Raw genomic sequence first — 18,826 nt, 5'->3', positions numbered from 1 at the left:
GTATGAAGAGATAATTTTTTTCGATAAAATCGGCAAAGTTAGTTGTCGTGACCGGAAAAGTTAGTTGACATTTGATAGGGTATCTTCTGTTATGCTTGTTTTTAATACAATACCACCGACTAAATCCACCGAAATCGCATCGGTTTTAAAGGACACAATTAATTCCGACGCTTGACGTAGTTTTTGAAACACCATACGTTGTGTTTTATTAGCTTTCTTTTTCATAAATTCACCTCGTAAAAAAAATGATGGCAAACGTGCCTAACGCCCCACCCAAAAATAAAAAAGTACCATAGATGGAGCTGGCACTGCCTTTATAATCGGTAATGCTGTTCATTGCTTTACTAACAAAAATCGGTAGTAATAAGCCCATACTATTGATATATAAGACAAATGCGAGACAAAAGAGAGAAACTTTTGTTACATGCAGATAGACATTCGCTAATAACAAAGCGGCCATTAGCAATAAAAACAAGCCTAATCGAAACAAATAATGATCCACCTTGTTTGTAAAAACAATATTGACGATTTTACCTAGCTGCCCCAATAAGACTATAAGTAAAACCGTTAATCCATATTTTTTAAAAGTAAAATGATTCAACTTTTCAAAGTATATGGGTCCAATCGCGGTCATTGCCATCGCTCCCATAAAAACAACCGCTGCTCCCATCGCATTTTTTAGCAATACCGATGAATGCTTAAAATGATAGTAAAGCCCATGAACAATGTTGATTGACCGACGATCATAATGGGTTTCCCGCACCATTGTTTGTGTTACTAAAAAACAGATGATTTGCGCGAAAAGTAAGCTGTAGAAAATCGCTTGCCAATGCGTTGCTTCCATAATCAATGCACCTGAAAGTGGCGCAATTGCCGGCAATACGCCGAACATTAAGGCAAAGATAGAAAATATTTTCTTCAATTCATCTTGTGGATACGATTCTGAAATAATCACCCGACTTAATCCCATCAATCCACCCGAGCCAATACCTTGCAGTAATCTTCCTAGTAAAAATAAAGTAAAATGGTTAAAGCAGATGCACAGTGCATTGCCCATGAAAAATATTATATGAGACATCATCAATGCTTTTTTGCGACCAATGCCATCCGAAATGCAACCAGTCAATATATTGGCGATCACCATGCCAATAAAATATAAGGTGATGGTAAATTGAATATAAGTAATCGTCACACCATACAGTTTGCCCATGACTGGTATGGCCGGTAAATACATGTCAGAGGCCATGAACGCTAACATCATATTGAACAACATGATCACTAACAACATATCACGTTTCCAATTGTTCAAGCATATCACTTAGCCTCAAGGTGATTTCATTGTCCTGTAAGCTTTTTTGATTGTTAATCAAGGTAAAATCCTGTGCGCCGGTAATAATATGAGTTTGAATGTTGGTGCCATAAAGCGTGCGAATAATACTTCTAATATGCACACATGCAGTTGCCCCAGCTCTAACATTCCCACATTGGATAATGACACCCACTTTTTTGCCGCGAAGCTGATCGTAAGCCAATAAATCTAAAGCGTTCTTCAATACCCCCGATATGCTGCCATGGTATAAAGGACTAACCAATATTAATGAGTGAGCATGCTTGATCATATCTAGCCAAACCTGTACATTATTATCAGGGAATTGTTCTGGTGCTTTGTGATATTGCGGTAATTCAAATGGTAAATTAAGCTGCCTAAAATCTGCAACGGCTACCGGATTATTCTTCATAACTTTAATCGCATTAATGATCGCTTCACAATAAGATGATTCACCCAAGGAACCATTAACAAGTAATAAATTTTTCATTGTATATTCCTCAACAATGCCAATGCCATATTAATTTTACTCAGACCTGCTGCAAGTATGTCCGTTTGCACGCCTAAATTTATCCTTAAAAACGCTTTATCTTGATAACTTAAGTCCATTACTACAACACTATACTTAGCTAAAAGCAAATCTTTTATCAGGCAACTTTCAATCCCAAATTGACTCACATCCAGTAATAAATAATAAGACGTTTCTGTCAAGGGCAAATGATAAATGCCATGCTGTACGCAAAATGAATGACATAAGTCCCTATTTTTTTTCAGTAGCTGCATGATGCTTTCAAATTGAACGCTAAAATTGATGTTCTCCAATTCTAGAAGCGATGACGTCGGCACCCCTAACGATAATGCATGTAAACGCCTTTTCAATGCGGTAATATTATCGCTAGAAGAAATCACCCAACCCAACCTAATACCAGCTAATCCAAAGAGCTTAGAAGCACTGCCGATAGTATATAAATTATGCTTCGCAATACTATTTTCAGATAATAATGATGCCGTATACGTCTCCGGCGTAATATAAACATCATCACTGATCACAGTAATATCTTCACTCCATTGACCAATGTTAGCCTCTTTCACTAAAAAGCCAGTAGGATTATTAGGATAATTCCAAATGAAGACACTCTCTGGATGACACTCAACATCATATGGATTTTGATAGTCGTAGTCATTCAGCTTAAACACTAACTCTCGCAGCAAGCAGAGATACCCACCATAACAAAAATCGGGAAGATAGATGTTTTTATGCTGTAAATCCAATAAAATAAGCAACAATGCGTAGGTTGCCCCCGGCACGAATAAGAAATTCTCAGGCTTGATTTCGACATGATATTGTTCAGACAACCATTCTAATAACCTTAAGTTGATAGTATTGTTTGGATAATTTGAAAGCGTCATATCGATATTATTGCTATGTATAGCGCCTAAACCTAAATTAATTAGCATAGATCGCCCCTTCCTTTAACACTCTAATCCCCGAATGATCAATCGGTACATCAATATAATCATTATTTATGGCGCTTAGTTCATCAAAGGTCGCTTTGAATTTTGGTACACAAACATCATGAAAAAGATGTAAACAAGACTTGTGACGATTGTTCACTTTTGCCCGTTGATACAAATCAACATACAGATGCTTGCCTTTATCCTTATCTTCGACATCATAAAAGATTAAATCGGCCTCTATTGGAGAGACTAGGTAGTCACCAGCATCCATCGTTTTGAAAGTCTTGCTAATGGACGGGTACACGGTGAAATTATATTTGTTCCTATCGATATTCTCTGCGTCAATATCAACACAAGTAATGTCAATATTGCTAGTATCATGTATGAGATAAGAAGCCGCAATGCCTTCATATGATCCTAATACCAGTATTTTTCTAGCATTTGTTAATGCCGCTAAACTAAAGAGTAATCTCCCCATTAATTGAGTAATGGTTGTTGATGAAATCGTATATGTTTTTTTTATATGCCTCTCGATGACTTCTAATTGTTCATAATCAAGGTGTTTTATGGGGTGAGAGAGTATCTTACAAGCTAGCTCATTAATTGTCTGTAAATAACTATACATTAGCGTTACCAACCTGAAAAAGTGTTTGTATTTGCCCATAAAGACTAAGATAAGATGATTTAACATCAGGATTGTTGGCATTCCTAAAGTTGTTAAATTGACACGGGCTATCAATCAAATTAAATCCGAGTAAATGGGCACTGGTTTCAGCTTGCTTGGCGGCATTTTCAGTCGCAGTGGTATCTGAGCCCACCACGACAATACTGGTGTCTTTTTGTTGATAATATTCATTGGTTTGGGTTGTATCATTATAATTAACACCTCCCAATAAATCGAGAAAATTTTTGCTTGCTCCCGATAACCCACCCCAATAACCGGTTAAGAACAGCATAAGCTTTTTGGCGTGATCAATCTCGTATTGTAACTGAGGTAAATAATCGTTCAATGCTTTACCCTCAAATAAGGGTATAGGAAGCATAGAGAGATCAATAGCTTTTACCGACATAAATTTTTCCAATAAGGTCTGACTATGTGTCATTAATTCTCGAGACAATGATTTTGTTTTCTTCATACTGGTACTAATTAATAAAATATCAAAAGGCATGGTGGTAGTAATCCTTAAAATCGTTTAATAGAGAAAATGCGTATTCGCCCGTTAGCAATGACAACATTTTATCATTATTAATTAAGGGCCAATCGACACTCGGTTTATCTTTAGTCTTTAGTTTGATGGAAGGATTGTTAAGCAAACTAGCAAAAAAATGGCGCAATGGCTTACAACCCATGCGATTAAATAAACTCATATTGATAATCTTATGGCTAACTTGCTCATTTAATGATAAATCACAGAGCAACTTCGCTAGCGTTTTATTGTACATTACATCTTCTAACCCATAATAATCGATTTCAAAATAGTGCCCATTTAGCAGTGAATGGAATAATTGATCGATCATTTTCGTTCCATAGCTGCCCCCTTCGGGGTTTGATTGCCCAAATATGCCCGTTGGTCTTAAAATTAAATAGTCTTTCTTCCATTCATTAACGAGATACTGTTCACATTTATATTTAATTTCTCCATAGGGAGTGGTTGGGTTGACTGGGGTGAGTTCATTACATTCAGTCAATCCATTTTCCGTTGCGTACATACCATAAACAGAAAAACTACTCATATAAATTAAACGCTCGATAGTCGTCTTGCTAATATTCTTAATGAATTGTGTTGGTTCATCGTATAAATGGCGTTGCCCTAACGATCGATCACGATCGACCGTTTCGGCATTAATGCCTGTCGTTAAGATGACCATTTTCGGTTGGGTATTTTTAATGACGGTGTTAACGGCTTCACGATTAGTAATATCGAGTTTTATTAAATTGATGGAGCGTTTACCTCGAAAATAGTGAAGTAAATTCGACGGTGGCGATTTATCGAGCACGGTCACTTGATGATCCTTGGCTAATGTATTTACTATTTGAGAGCCAATTTGACCACATCCCACAACTAAGATATTCATTTTCCTAAATACTCATTCAAATTAACGGCTGGGATGTCTTCTAAATCAATTTCAGGAATATAAGCCGGTAATTTCGGCGAGATACTGTTGAAATCTATAGTTAGATGTGGTGCTTGTAGTTTCGTTTCGTAATATTGAATACCATTAGTAGCACATTGACTCACACAAATAGCCAACCCTTTTTTAAGATAAATTCTTGCTTGCTCAGTTTTTTTCAACCCCAGATAGGCAATGGCAATCACTCTGCATAACTTTTCTTCTAAAAATGGTTGCGCTAAATCGTTTAGTGCCGCTAAGCTCATCTTCAAAAACGTTAATGCTTGACTATAGTGCTGCATTTTAAGTTGTAAAACACCTAAACGATAATTAATATGACAACTTCTTAAGTCATATTTGTTTAAATCGGCAATGCCTTGGTAGTAAGTAGATAATAAATTAAACGAATCACTATATTGCTTCCTCATTTCCATGAGAAAACTGGCATTGGAAATCAAATTCGACTTTAAATAAATAGCATCGTTATTATAATTATTGGACAAACTAGAAAGTGAATGGCACAGGGTGTTATAGATCTCATAAAACAACACTTCATCGTCATTTTCTTTTAATTTAAGCGCTTTATACAAACAAAGACCGTTATTTAGCCAAGCTTGTTCCAAATGATAATGATGGCTATCGGTCTCATTGTTGATTTCAAAAGACCTTAAGCCATTTAAGCCTGCATCATAGGCAGCGACTGCGGCTAAAGATTGTCTTTTTCGCTTTTGCAAAATCAGCCCCTTTGCATAATAAAGTGAAGCTTTGAAGATCGGGTCATCACAATAGGCGAGCGCATCTTGTAAAATCACAAGTGATTCATCATATAGCCCCATATTGACATAGGCCAAAGCCAATAACTTTAACGCTTTATAATCTTTCTTATTCTGACTTAAAATACTATCTAAAATTAATATACAATAATCATAATTTTGTATAACGAGTTCAGCAGATGCATTAACGATAGATAACGATTTTTTGTTAAGCTTAGGTAATGTAACCGCTTGGTTATTATTAAAATCGACAGACGGTTTTATATAATCAAGTATCCTGGAGAATAATAGTCGTCTCGATTTATTAAAAAGTTGTTGTTCATCATTTTTAAATGGATCGTGTGTGAAGATCCATTGCCATGCCTTTGATCCTCCCCCCAAAACGATAACACGCGTAAAAACTTTGATTGATGGTCTATCTATTCGGCAAAACGAGTAAAGGTGAATATCATGCTGTTCTACATTTTCAATAAGTAACAAAATTAACCGAGCGGTACTATCAATAATATCAGCCGTAAAAACACTCTCACGACTGATCCGCCGAATCACAGCGAAAGCCACCGAAGAACTGTTGATAGCAGTATGGCCCAGAGCATGGTCACTGGATTCTGCATTAACGATTTTATTAATCTTAGCAATTTGCGTAGTAATATCAGCTTTAAATGCACTATTTTTGGTTTCTTGACCTAATGCCTTTAGAAATACAATAACGGCATAAAATGAAGATTGCTCATCACTAAAATTAAAACGCCATGCCTAAGGTTGAGCTTCAGTTTTACCGAAGCTCCAGTTGATAATCGGCATCAAAGCTTACCACGTTGCCGCTTGAGCAGCTAACTGGGCTTGCTCTTCCGTCATGGCACTTTTCAGTTCATTGATCATATCTAACATACTATTCAAATTATTTTCTTGATCATTCATTACTCTATTCCTTCTTTAAATATTAAACTGATTAAACATCGTTAATAAACACTTATTATCGACATCTAATGCTTGGTGACAATCGCTACACATAAAGATCTGCATGACAACAGCCAATATTCTGTGGTTAGTTGTCGTGTGATCGTTATGGATAACATTTACTTTATAGACGGTTTCTAAATCATAAATTGGTTTGAGATCGGGTATGCTGAACTCAGCTCTTTTATTCTTTAGATTAACCATTCTATAAAGCAAATTCTTTTTAATCGGTACTGCTTGCTCGTAAGCCGCTAAATGTAGAAACTCAGATATTTGATCGTGGTTGTCTCTGGCAAGTTGCATCTCATTCAATCCACCATAAATACCAGACATCCTAGCATTGAGTTCAATTAATTCAATGATGGCTCCTTTCATCTTAACTTCTATATGAGCCAGACCGGTACTAAATCCAGATTGTTCCAATACCCATATCGCAAACTCGGCAAGTTTTTTGGCATCACTCGATTTTTTACCGATGTTTTCAGAATAAAGATAGACGGGTTTATGATTGATGATGTTTTTTTCATAGCGACCAATGGAAACCACTTTATGGCGATTATTAAAAGAAACCGTATCGATATAGTATTCTTCACCATCAATATATGCTTGCAATAAAAAAGTTTGCTCTGGACATTGCTCAATACAGGTCAGTAACGCTTGTTCGCTGGGTTTGATTAAAACGTTTTTGCCAGAAGATGAATTTTTAGTCGGCTTTAATACCACTGAACCATGGTGTTGCGCATAAAAATCCTGTAAAACTTTTTTATTAACTGTTGCAGCTTTAAATGTGATCGCCGCAAGACCTGCACCAAATAGTGATAGTTTGTGATTGAGTGCGTGCTTATCATAGCGAAGCGGGCTAGTACTTTCGCTGTTAGCGCTCAAGGGAAATAACTGATTAAATACCTTATCTGCATGGGTTACTGTCGCTTCACCATCATGTCCATAAATCCCACCAATAAAGTCAAATTCATGTTTGAGTGCATTAATTGTAGCAACATCGGCATCAACATCCTGCTTGGAATGGAGCACCAGAATCGGTAATTTTTCATATTGATAGAATGGAACGCTATAAGTGCTAATAGTCAATACCACAACATTAATATTAAAAGCCTTAAATCTATCAATAGTATAATGTGGACATGTCACCAAATCAGCGATAATGATGGCACGCCGTTTTTTCTTCAATTCCATAATATGGGTTCCTTTACAGTAAAACTCAGTGAGTCATGTAAACCGCATAGTATTAAGTTTCTATTGAAGATTAACGCAAACTCCTCAGTATTACCTGATAGGTCGCTGAAAGTGCAAAACTCTACATCTCCATAGCATGTTGGAATGGTCACCTCTGTTTTATAATGTTTTATATCACTTTCCATATACTCTCCATTACCCCTCATAGATGACACCTAAAGCGCTAAAGCATTGTAACTTGTATCAAAATGTAACAATATCCCTAAAAAGTAGGGAACTTTCAAAAAAGGAAAAACTTCAAACAGAAAATGAGCAAATAAACATTAGCGGTGAAACTTATTCATGAGCGCTTGTGATCGCTCAAATTGATATTTAACTCGGTGCTTGAAACAATCCTCAATCATCGTTGTTGTACAGTGGTAATTTAATCTGAATCTGATTTGCTTGATATAGGTTTTAACCGTTTCAATACCAATATTCATGTGATAGGCAATCATTTTCATTTTATAGCCCGACAAAGTCAGATAAAGCACATCCAACTGTTTTACCGATAATGCATCGACAACATCGTGATAAAACTTTTGTGCCTCAACAGTTAAGCTAATAGCAGAGCCATTTGTTAGGTATTGCGATTTTTTATGCAAATCTGGACGCAGAAAATCGCTGTCTGCAACGACTTCGATATCCTGATCAAAGGTGAAAAGTCCTTCCTTGTTTTTTTGCAACTCGAGTTCCAGATTTTTGCGCTCAGTAATATCAATAGATAGCCCAACAATCCCAATGACATTATTATCATGGTCAAAATAGGGTGCTTTCTGAGCAAGGTAGTGTCTTGTCAAACCTTGTTCTACTGTTGTTTCTTCTAGTACTAAAGTCCTTCTAGTAGTAATAACACTTTGATCATTTTCTTTTAGTTGCTCCGCTTTTTCCGACCATATATCAAGGTCATTTTTTCCTACGATCTCATGAGGGTTTATACCGCTAGCTAGATTGAATTCATTAGTTTTTAAATAATTTCCTTCTTTATCTTTCCAATACAACACACCTGGAATCATATCTAAGATCAAGGCTTGTTCTTGTTGATTTGAGCTGAAAGAGCTATCAAGACATCCAAAGTTAACAAATTTGCCCATAGTTTTTCCTTAACCTATTCACACACGATATATATTACCGTATTCACTTCTATAAATCATATGTATAAGTTAGCGTTATACTAAAAAACAGTAATCAATAAAAATTAGTGGCTATGACTATATTCGAGCCCACTTTGATTGTGTAAGCGCTGGCTGAGCGTAAGTCGAAGCCTCTATGGAGTGTGATTTTCCCCAAGCTTCCCCACACTTCGACTGTTGCTTAGTGCACCGCTTCGACTGATGCTCAGTGCACCGCTTCGACTGATGCTCAGTGCATCGCTTCGACTTACGCTCAGGGTACGATGAACACTTGTGGGTGAATATTTAGTCTTAGCCAAATTAGTCGTGTTTTAATTACCCCTCATTCACGCAACATAATAAGTGGTACAACTTATTCTTTCATTACATTGGAATATAAACATTAGCGGTGAAACTTATTCATGAGCGCTTGTGATCGCTCAAATTGATGTTTAACTCGGTGCTTGAAACAATCCTCAATCATCGCTGTTGTACAGTGGTAATTTAATCTAAATCTGATTTGCTTGATATAGGTTTTGACCGTTTCAATACCTATATTCATGTGATAGGCAATCATTTTCATTTTATAACCTGACAAAGTCAGATAAAGCACATCCAACTGTTTTACCGATAATGCATCGACAACATCGCGATAAAATTTCTTTGCCTCAACAGTTAAGCTAATAGCAGAGCCATTTGTTAGGTATTGCGATTTTTTATGCAAATCTGGACGCAGAAAATCGCTGTCTGCAACGACTTCGATATCCTGATCAAATGTGAATATGCCTTCTTTGTTTTGTTTTAATTCAAGCTCCAACTGTTTGCGCTCAGTAATGTCAACAGACACACCAACAATACCAATTACCTCCCTATTTTTATTAAAGAGGGGGCTTTTTCGTGATAAAAAATGCAACTTTTTGTCACTTTCGTATTCGTCATAAAGGATAGTCCTCTTCGATACCATGGTTTCACCATCATGCTTTTTGACCATACTTGCAGTATATTCAGAGAGTAATTGCTGGTCTGTCTTGCCAAAAATTTCTTGCGCGTGACGTCTATTATGAAATTGGGCAACTGCCTGATTGCAAGCTAAATAGTCACCATCCAGTCCCTTCCAATAAACATGAGCATCAAGACAATCAATAACCTGCTGTAATTCATAAGGTACATTTCCACAATCAAGCAATTGCTTCTCAAATGGAGCCATTGTCTGCTGAGTCTCGTTAAATGCTTCATGTAAATATTGGTTATTATTTGCTAGCTTCATCCATAACCTCTCTAGCTTAGTTAAATTTAATCGCTCACACCATTAATGATTGCTTTGAGCTTTGGTGCTTTGTCCTCATAGTATACTTTTTTAAATGGTAGGGTAAATGACAACTGTTGCTGATCAAGTATAGCGTCATTTAATTTTTCGCCAGCGCATAGTAGCTCGATGTAAGACTTTGCTAATGCTAGCTCATAAGCCAAACTATGCTTACTGCCTGGGATATGATTAAGTGAGTGATTAATCAAATGCTCGGCACGAATCATATCAGCCTCAAGCTCTAAAAAGGGCGTGCCACCATTAAAAGAAAAAGTGACATACAAGGTATCGCTTTTAAAGCTCTCTTTGGCAGTAATGGTTAAATTGATATCATGACTATTTTTTGCACTTACGGAGTTTGTGAAGTTGGATAGAAAGGTGCGAACAATATGACGCAGCTTAGCATAATCAATCAATAGTTTCTGACGCGCTAATGGTACAATTTGGTACTTTACTTTGGTTTTTAAATCACTGTTGATAAAAGTATTGGCAAGACCGACTTCATTCTCAATGATTTCTTCCAAAGTTGATTCAACGGTTACGATTTGCTGACGTTCATCTTGTTGCAAAATGGCGGTATTAATCTTCTGATATAGCGTATAAATCTCTGATAAACTTTCATTGATCTGATAAAAGTCATCGTTTAGATCACTACGCACAGTTTGAGGAATATCTAATTGCATTAATCGCGCTTCAATATTTTCTATCGACTCGGAAATTAGCTTGAGTACACTAATATAATCATAGCCATATGACTTAATATAGTGCTTTTGAAAAGCAAGCCGTTTTTCAAGCTGATTCTTTTTGTTGCGTAATTCAAGTTCTAGTTTTTTACGCTCGGTAATATCAATAGATAGCCCAACAATCCCAGTAACATTATTACTATGGTCAAAATAAGGTGACTTCTGAGCAAGGTAATATTTCGTTATACCTTTTTCTATCGTTACTTCCTCTTGTATTGAGGTTTTTTTAGTATTAATAACCTTTAAATCATGTGCTTTTAATTCCTTAGCTTTATCTGGCCATATATCAAGGTCATTTTTGCCCACTAATTCATAAGCACTCATACCTCCAGCCAACTTAGAGTTATTAGTTTTAAGATAGTTTCCTTTGTTATCCTTCCAATATAAAATCCCTGGAACCATATCTATGATTGAGTTTAATTCTTGTTCTTTTTGAGTTAATCTATTACTGAAGTACTGTATTAAATCGTCAACCTGAATTAAATTGTACAGCATACCCTCGTTAGTTTTGGTAAATTTACTAACCAGAAAGTGGGATAACTTTTCACCTTGTCCCATTACAAGAATACTTTTAGGGTAGTCGTCTTGCTTTGACTTTTTAAAGACATCGTTATATTGCTTTCCTAAAATATGTTTAAGGTGGGAACGACCATCTAGTTTAACACTATTGATGAAACCATTTTTGACTAAGATATCCATTATGCATATACCTTTCTTATTTCATTGGTATTCTCTTCTAAGAACTGATTAGATAACATTTCAAAATAATTTTCAAGAAATCCATAAGATAATTCTTCCCACTGAAATCCTAGATTTGACAAAATTTGAGTCGTTTTTTGTTGAAGAATATCTACACTGAACTTATCAATAAATTCATCTTTAAAATTCCACCCTAGATGTAAGTAGGAATGACTAAATCGGCTTTGACACATGCTATTGGTAACTGTAGAAATAAATGATTGCATACTAACTACCTGAATTTTGTCGCCCATTAATTCTACTTTTGAAATATCAAACCTATTAGGGTTGAAAGGGTGAAATATTTGATTTCTTAGACTGTCTTTATCAAATAGCGTGATAATGGCTTTGGCTGTTAAATCTGCAGGTGAAACTTCAACAACATTATTACCTATAGGAACTTGCCTTACGTTACATAAAAATTGTAAATAATTATTAAAGGCATTATCATTAAAGTTTTCCTGAGTCTGAAACCTGTGTAGCATTAAAGCCATATTACCTACTCTATAAATATTTGATGTGATTCCTTTTTCTCTTGCTGATATTACCTTAAGTTCCCCTAGTGCTTTTGTTCTATTATAGACAGTCATTCGTTTATGAAGCTTAGGAAAGTCACCTTCATGAACCACATCATCTTGATCGGAATCTACCCTATGCATAATCGAATAAGTTGAAATGTAATGAAAGTCTTTAAGTTTGGTTAATTCGCAAAGCTCAAGTAAATTAATAGTTGCCTGGACGTTAGCATTATAAAATACTTGTTCAATACCGTAGTGTTTCACTAAGGCAGCACAATGGATAATACTATCAATACTTTGTATTAACTTGTAATATGCAGAGTCACTTAAACCAATTTGTTTTTTTTCTAAATCACAGACAATATAAGTAATACGTTTACCATATTGCGCTTCAAGAGGTAGCCCGAAATAAAACTGATACTTTCTAGTAATTCGCTGGATTGCATGTATTTCATTTTCAGCTCTAATACAAAGGTAAATTTGATAGTTGGTTGAAATTAGTAATTGATGCAATAAATTACAACCTAAAAAGCCAGTAGCGCCAGTGAGCAAAATATTATTAATTTTTTTTAGTTTATTATTTACTGTTGGCATATTTGCTACTTCTGACAGATACAGTTTCTTTTTAAGTAATGCGGCTGGCTTAAGCAGATTGCTCTGTTGTTTAGCATAGCTGTGCTTGATTTTCTCTAATTTAACTTTCAATAAATTGTTGGTTATATCTTTATTATAGGCAAGCTTTCGTGGTGTCCTTAGCTCAAATATTTCTGAAACTTCTACTTTAAACTTTTCTTGTAAAAGCATTGTGAGTTGAATTGCTTTGATAGAACTACCTCCTAGTGCAAAAAAATCATCATCAATTCCAACTCTTTCGATAGATAAAACATTAGAAAAAGCCTGACAAATGATCCTTTCTTGTTGGTTTCTTGGTTTGATATATGTTTGAGTACTTCTAAAATCAATATCAGGTAAGGCGTTTATATCAGTTTTACCGTTTGCAGTTAGAGGTATTTCATGTATCTGTAATATAGCGCTGGGTATCATATAGTGCGGCAGCTTACTTTTAAGTTGCTCTATTACTAAATCAGACTTCATTTGACTATTTGAGGTAAAATAAGCAAAAAGATGTTGTTCATCGTTGACTACTTTGTTAATCACAACAGCTTGCTGAATATTTGTAATAGCCATTATACTATTTTCAATTTCAGCTAGCTCAACCCTAAATCCTCGCAGTTTAATTTGAGTATCTTTACGTCCTATAAACTCTAAGTCTCCAGTGGATAACCACCTAACTAGATCACCTGTTTTATACAAGCGACAAGCGACACTTTCGTTATCAGATCCACTTGCAAAAGGGTTGAGGATAAATTTTTCAGCCGTAAGCTTAGGTTGGTTTAAGTAACCGCGTGCTAGACCTTCTCCACTAATATATAACTCTCCAATGATATTAGTTGATAAGGGTTGCTGATTGCTATCCAAAACATATACTTTCCGGTGATTTAAAGGCCTTCCAATAGGAACAGAAGATAAATTAATTTTTTTATTTATATGATAACTTGCGGCAAATGTAGTGCTCTCAGTTGGTCCATATCCATTAATAAGATACCGCGGCCTGTGTTTACAGCTTAAAACTTTGTTAATGATATCGACTTCCAGTGCCTCACCGCCGACTAAAAGATATTTGATAGTTTGAAAAATTGTATTGTCATTTAAAAATAAACTATTAAACAAGGACTTTGTTAACCATAACACATTAATTTTATGACTAATTAGAAATAATTTAAAGGTCTTTATATCACTCACTAGGTTCATAATACTATTAGGAATAATTAATTTTGCACCAGAAAGTAGAGGAGTCCATGTTTCAAAAAATGATGCGTCAAAGGCAGGAGAAGATAAGTAAGAAAAAACACTTTGCTTATTAATTTCTATATAATTATTAGCGACCAGACTAATAATGTTTTTATGTGTTAACAATACGCCCTTGGGTCGCCCAGTTGTTCCGGAAGTATAAATTGTGCAGGCTAAATTATCAGAGCTACTCAAATCATTTAAATTACATACTGGAAAGGTTTTATAGCTAAGCTCATCTAAGGGGATAATGATTGCTTTTGAAATATTTTTAAGTTTAAAGACATATTGTGATTGTGATAATAATAAAGATGTTTTAGTGTCATCAAGTATATATTTCACCCTCTCATTAGGAGAATTAGGATCAATAGGCACATAAGCTGCACCCGACTTTAAAATACCTAAAATTCCAACAATCATTTCTAAGCTTTTGTCCAAGCATATTGCAATTAAATCATCAGGTTGAATATTGCTTAATGTCTTCAAATATCTCGCTAATTGATTAGATTTGGCATTTAATTCTTTATAAGTAAACTGTTTCTCCTCAAATACAATTGCAATATGATTGGGCGTCTTTTCAACTTGCTCTTCAAATAGTTGGCAAATAGTTTTATCCCTTGGATAAGGTTTATCAGTATTATTCCAGTCAACAATGATTTTCTGATATTCTTCTTTTGACAAAAGAGGAATATCTTTAATAAAAGCGCCACTATTTAAATAATATTTGTAGTGCTTAAACATTGTGGTTAGGGCGCTAACAATACCTTTAAGCTCAATTGAGTCGGTTTTAATGCCAGTAATATTAAGCTGCCCATTATTGATAACAAAATTCAATTTATGCGCAAATATAGTATCAAAGCTATTGCCCTGATAAATGGCAATATCAGTTAATAACTCCATACAGTTATAACGATAATAAAAATCTTTGGTAATGTTTTGCTTCTTTAGTGAGTTATTTTGAATATACTCTTGAAAATTTAGTAGCTTTTCCTCATTCAACACCTGCTTTAGCTCAATCATGTATTTGGTATCGACTAAATAAGATAAATGTCTTAAATCAGGGTTTTCGACATAACAAGAGACTAGAAAGTTATTTTGATGAAAAATGCGTAGTAAAACTAATGAAATAGCACCAATAATCTGCGTAGTACTTAAGTTTAATGTGTTAATCGAATACTCTAATGACTCTTGTGTCGTATGATTCATTGATAAATGAAGCGTGGAATTTACTTTGTTTTTCAAAGAATTGATAGCTAGTGCGTAACTACGTTCTTGTTTTTTGATATGCTTTAGTTGATGATACTGGTCATCACCCAGTGTAATGTTATATTTTTGTAATTCTTCAAAACTAATTATTTTACTTATATTTTTTTCAATACCATAACAGTTATAGATTGATGGAAAGTGTAGTGCCTTATCCTTTGAAACAATGTACAAGCCTTTTAAATCAAAAAAGTTTTTGGGTTTTTCAACCCATATAGGTACGCCTAATAAATAGACTGATCCTTTAAAACTAAGCTTAGCTGTAGCAATTTGATTTGATTGATCACCACCAAAATCAAGTGCGTGGCAGTAACGAGATATTTGCGTTAAACTTTCACAACCATTAATAAAGCCATGGTTTTTTAGCGAGTGATTTAATGAAAAATAACTTCTTTCATTTAAAGCCTGAGCTTGAAACTGTAGTTGATTATTTGACAAATCAGATAATAGTATTTTAAATAATGCAAGTGCTTTTTGAGTGCACTTCATATTAAGGCTGTACGTAGTATCCTCTCTTGAAATTGTTATTTCCTCTTGTCGAATAATATCGCCAGCGTCAATTTCACCAGAGATTTTATGCCAAGTAACCCCGTGTTTTTTTTCTCCGTTAATAATTGCCCAAGTTGTAGGATTAGTTCCAGCATAGCTAGGCAGCAATGCATTATGGTAGTTGATTGCATGTTGAACCTTGTGTTTTTCAATAAGATTTCTTGGGATAATGTGGCTGTTTGCAATGCTAAATAACACATAACCTTGGTAATTACTTTCTTGGTATTCTTGATAAGATAGTGTACAAACACTTTGTTGTTGGCACCATTGCTGTATTTTTTCATCTTCAGTAACCACAGCAATTAGGTCATAATCATATGACTTAAAAATAATTTTACAACATTCTAGACAAAGGCCAGTGTTACCAATGATAATTGTTTTTTTTTCTCTATAGTATTAGTAGATTTGACAATATCATTTTGTGTGCAGTCTTTTAAATAATCAGACCAATAGGTATTGTTGATTGATACGTGTTTATTTTTCATAACTAGTTCCCCTTTAGTTATTATGGATATTGAATAAAGTTAATGACTTATCACAAACAACTTGCCAATCGATTATTGTCAAGCCATTAGTAATAAGTAAAGCTTATAAATGAAATGGTCAGATAACCATGATGTTGTTATTACATTTAAATTATTTTGATTACATGTATTCTTGCAACAAATCGATTACCCCACGCATCAACACTTATAAGCAAAATATATAATACCATTGGTTACTAATAACTCAGTAATAAAAATGTCAATCTTGCTAAGAAATCTTTGGTTTCAGGTGGTAGAGACTATATAGGAATCTACAGAAGAGTACATTTTGACTAAAATGGAATATAATTAAAATTTATAGCAATATGCTATTGCATTAGGTTAGGAAAAGTGTATTATCTTCTTTGTGGAAGATTTGAGGCGTTTGGGTCATAATCCTTGCGTTTTATCTAGTTCCTTCTAGTTTTATGGGGGTTAACGCAGTCAAGATGGGGGCTTAACTATGACCCGCTATTATCGTAGCGGGTTTTTAGTTATATGGCAAGAAAAACTTGCTATTTTTTAGCGTTTAGTTATAATTTTTACTTATGAAGTAGGTCATTAGGATCGGAAATATGGGAAAGCTTGATCACGACTTAACCTATACCAATACTGACAACACAGAGTGTGAAAGACAGCTTAAGCTTGTTGGTTTTAATCTCAGAAGGTGTATGTTGAGTAAAGGCGTCAATAGTGTGGAGCTACACAACAACTTAGGCGTTTCTACTGGCACAGTAAGTAAGATTGTAAATGGAAAATGCATGCCTAACTTGTTGACAATCTATAGCATAACGCAGTATTTAGAAATTAAAATTGATGACTTGTTTAATGATCCTCATTCAACACCCATTAGGGATAGTCAGCATAGTAAGCTAGCTTAGTTAAGTATCTACTTCAACCAACAAAGCATACATTGTTTAAGCACTACAAATCATATGACCGTGCTTCGGTAACGCTATGTGTCAGATCGTGTGAGAAAATTACAAGAAAACAGGTAATACCTGAAAGAGTTTTTCAATCGTATAAACATGGTCAAGGTCAGTAATCGTCACAATAACGTGGTCTCCTGATTCAATCACGTAGTGATCATGTGCGACTAATATAGTGTCATCGCGAACGATAGCGCCAATAATAATTGCTTTAGGTAAGTTCAGTTCACTGATCTTTTTACCGACAATGGGTGAGCTATCAGCAGTTCCATGCACCACAATTTCGCAAGACTCCGCATGCCCGCCATATAGGGAGTAGATATTTAGCATATCGCCTTTGCGTAAATAAGTTTGAATCACACCAATGGTGATCCTCTGTGGTGAAATCGCGCGATCAATGGTATGTGTTTCATCAACTAAAGCCGCATAGCTTAGACTATTAACCAGAGCGATAGTGCTTTTAGCACCCATTTTTTTAGCTAACATCGCAGACATGATGTTGGCCTCGTCATCATTGGTCACCGCGCAAAAAAGGTCGGTATCATCAATGCTCTCGGCATTTAATAACTCTGCATCTGAGGCATCACCTGAAAGCACGGTGGTATTGTTTAATGTTTCAGCGGCTAAATGACAGTTTTCATAATTGCGTTCAACGATTTTAACTAAGTAATCATTCTCAAGTTTCTTGGCAAGCCCCATACCAATATTGCCACCACCTGCAATAAATAGTTTACGGAACGCGGTTTGTTGCGGTTGGAATTCGCGTAAAATGGCAGGGATATTAATGCGTTCAGCAATAAAAAACACTTCATCTGCTTTTTGTAAAACCGTATCAGCGGATATAAGTAGGTTTTGCTTCTTGCGATAGATGGCAACGACACGCGCATCAATATCAGGAAGCTCTTGTCGAAATTCACGAATACTCATGCCATGAAGTGGTGAGTCCTCGGCAATTTCACTCCCTGCTAGTTGCAAGCGACCATTGGCAAAATCAACAATCTGGAAGCTGCCAGGATGCTCAACTAAACGCACTAAGCGTTGAGTAACTAACTCGGATGGGTTAATAATAAGGTCAATCGGAATATTGTCATTATTAAAAATTTGCGGATAGCGTGCGTAGTTTTTATTACGTAAACGTGCGATTTTCGTTGGGATTTTAAAGAGGCTATACGCAATCTGGCAAGCAACAATATTAACCTCATCGTTATTTGTTACCGCAATCATCATATCCGCATCATTTGCGCCTGCTTCTTCAAGAATGTTGGGGTGTGATGCCGAGCCACAGATCGTTTTAACATCAAAATGATTTTGAATATGTCTTAGTCGCTCAGCTTTTTCATCAACGACACTAATGTTATGATCTTTTTGTAAATTCTTAGCCAATGAACTGCCGACTTGTCCGGCACCTAAAATGATGATTTTCATAATTT

16 protein-coding genes are annotated in these 18,826 nt (G+C 35.3%); 1 reads left to right on the top strand and 15 read right to left on the bottom strand.

What is annotated here, in order from left to right:
* Positions 1-60: 60 nt before the first annotated feature.
* From ACTS4L_RS08930 to ACTS4L_RS08865, 14 genes are all read right to left on the bottom strand, one after another.
* The gene (locus ACTS4L_RS08930; protein ID WP_440651952.1) at positions 61-225 is read right to left on the bottom strand and encodes a hypothetical protein; all 165 of its coding nucleotides are present in this window, start codon (positions 223-225) and stop codon (positions 61-63) included.
* Positions 226-229: 4 nt separating this feature from the next.
* Complete coding sequence (locus tag ACTS4L_RS08925) at positions 230-1,288, bottom strand: MFS transporter (RefSeq protein WP_440651950.1); 1,059 nt, start codon at positions 1,286-1,288, stop codon at positions 230-232.
* A gap of 1 nt (position 1,289) precedes the next feature.
* Positions 1,290-1,817 carry an NADPH-dependent FMN reductase gene (locus tag ACTS4L_RS08920; protein WP_440617386.1) on the bottom strand — a complete coding sequence of 176 codons (528 nt, stop codon included), beginning with the start codon at positions 1,815-1,817 and terminating at the stop codon, positions 1,290-1,292.
* Positions 1,814-2,785 carry a pyridoxal phosphate-dependent aminotransferase gene (locus ACTS4L_RS08915; RefSeq protein WP_440617385.1) on the bottom strand — a complete coding sequence of 324 codons (972 nt, stop codon included), beginning with the start codon at positions 2,783-2,785 and terminating at the stop codon, positions 1,814-1,816. The genes ACTS4L_RS08920 and ACTS4L_RS08915 overlap by 4 nt, the downstream gene beginning before the upstream one ends.
* Positions 2,775-3,410 carry a hypothetical protein gene (locus tag ACTS4L_RS08910; protein ID WP_440617384.1) on the bottom strand — a complete coding sequence of 212 codons (636 nt, stop codon included), beginning with the start codon at positions 3,408-3,410 and terminating at the stop codon, positions 2,775-2,777. Before ACTS4L_RS08910 ends, ACTS4L_RS08915 begins: the two co-directional genes overlap by 11 nt.
* Entirely contained in the window at positions 3,403-3,954 is a 552-nt protein-coding gene (locus ACTS4L_RS08905; RefSeq protein WP_440617382.1) for an NAD(P)H-dependent oxidoreductase, read from the bottom strand. Before ACTS4L_RS08905 ends, ACTS4L_RS08910 begins: the two co-directional genes overlap by 8 nt.
* Positions 3,944-4,861 (bottom strand): NAD-dependent epimerase/dehydratase family protein, encoded by a 918-nt coding sequence (locus ACTS4L_RS08900; protein WP_440617381.1) that lies wholly within the window; start codon positions 4,859-4,861, stop codon positions 3,944-3,946. Before ACTS4L_RS08900 ends, ACTS4L_RS08905 begins: the two co-directional genes overlap by 11 nt.
* Positions 4,858-6,219: a hypothetical protein gene (locus ACTS4L_RS08895; protein ID WP_440617380.1), complete on the bottom strand. Its 1,362-nt coding sequence runs from the start codon at positions 6,217-6,219 to the stop codon at positions 4,858-4,860. The genes ACTS4L_RS08900 and ACTS4L_RS08895 overlap by 4 nt, the downstream gene beginning before the upstream one ends.
* Before the next feature lie 387 nt (positions 6,220-6,606).
* Positions 6,607-7,824 carry an ATP-grasp domain-containing protein gene (locus ACTS4L_RS08890; protein WP_440617379.1) on the bottom strand — a complete coding sequence of 406 codons (1,218 nt, stop codon included), beginning with the start codon at positions 7,822-7,824 and terminating at the stop codon, positions 6,607-6,609.
* Positions 7,825-8,147: 323 nt separating this feature from the next.
* Positions 8,148-8,957: a helix-turn-helix transcriptional regulator gene (locus ACTS4L_RS08885; RefSeq protein WP_440617378.1), complete on the bottom strand. Its 810-nt coding sequence runs from the start codon at positions 8,955-8,957 to the stop codon at positions 8,148-8,150.
* 421 nt (positions 8,958-9,378) lie between these two features.
* Positions 9,379-10,242 carry a PAS domain-containing protein gene (locus tag ACTS4L_RS08880; RefSeq protein ID WP_440617376.1) on the bottom strand — a complete coding sequence of 288 codons (864 nt, stop codon included), beginning with the start codon at positions 10,240-10,242 and terminating at the stop codon, positions 9,379-9,381.
* Between the two features lie 26 nt (positions 10,243-10,268).
* Positions 10,269-11,723, bottom strand: coding sequence for a PAS domain-containing protein (locus ACTS4L_RS08875; protein ID WP_440617374.1), 1,455 nt, complete (start codon positions 11,721-11,723; stop codon positions 10,269-10,271).
* Complete coding sequence (locus ACTS4L_RS08870; protein WP_440617373.1) at positions 11,723-16,240, bottom strand: amino acid adenylation domain-containing protein; 4,518 nt, start codon at positions 16,238-16,240, stop codon at positions 11,723-11,725. Before ACTS4L_RS08870 ends, ACTS4L_RS08875 begins: the two co-directional genes overlap by 1 nt.
* Before the next feature lie 47 nt (positions 16,241-16,287).
* Entirely contained in the window at positions 16,288-16,428 is a 141-nt protein-coding gene (locus ACTS4L_RS08865) for a hypothetical protein (protein WP_440617371.1), read from the bottom strand.
* Between the two features lie 614 nt (positions 16,429-17,042).
* On the opposite strand from ACTS4L_RS08865, the gene ACTS4L_RS08860 reads away from it, so the two are divergent.
* Complete coding sequence (locus tag ACTS4L_RS08860) at positions 17,043-17,348, top strand: helix-turn-helix domain-containing protein (protein WP_440617369.1); 306 nt, start codon at positions 17,043-17,045, stop codon at positions 17,346-17,348.
* Positions 17,349-17,447: 99 nt separating this feature from the next.
* Here the strand turns inward: ACTS4L_RS08860 and trkA are convergent, their stop codons facing one another.
* Positions 17,448-18,821 carry a Trk system potassium transporter TrkA gene (gene trkA, locus ACTS4L_RS08855; protein WP_440617367.1) on the bottom strand — a complete coding sequence of 458 codons (1,374 nt, stop codon included), beginning with the start codon at positions 18,819-18,821 and terminating at the stop codon, positions 17,448-17,450.
* Between the last annotated feature and the right edge of the window lie 5 nt (positions 18,822-18,826).

The sequence above is a fragment of the Cysteiniphilum sp. 19S12-1 genome (assembly GCF_052030685.1).
Taxonomy (GTDB): domain Bacteria; phylum Pseudomonadota; class Gammaproteobacteria; order Francisellales; family Francisellaceae; genus Caedibacter.
This window is presented reverse-complemented; position numbering and strand designations above follow the sequence as displayed.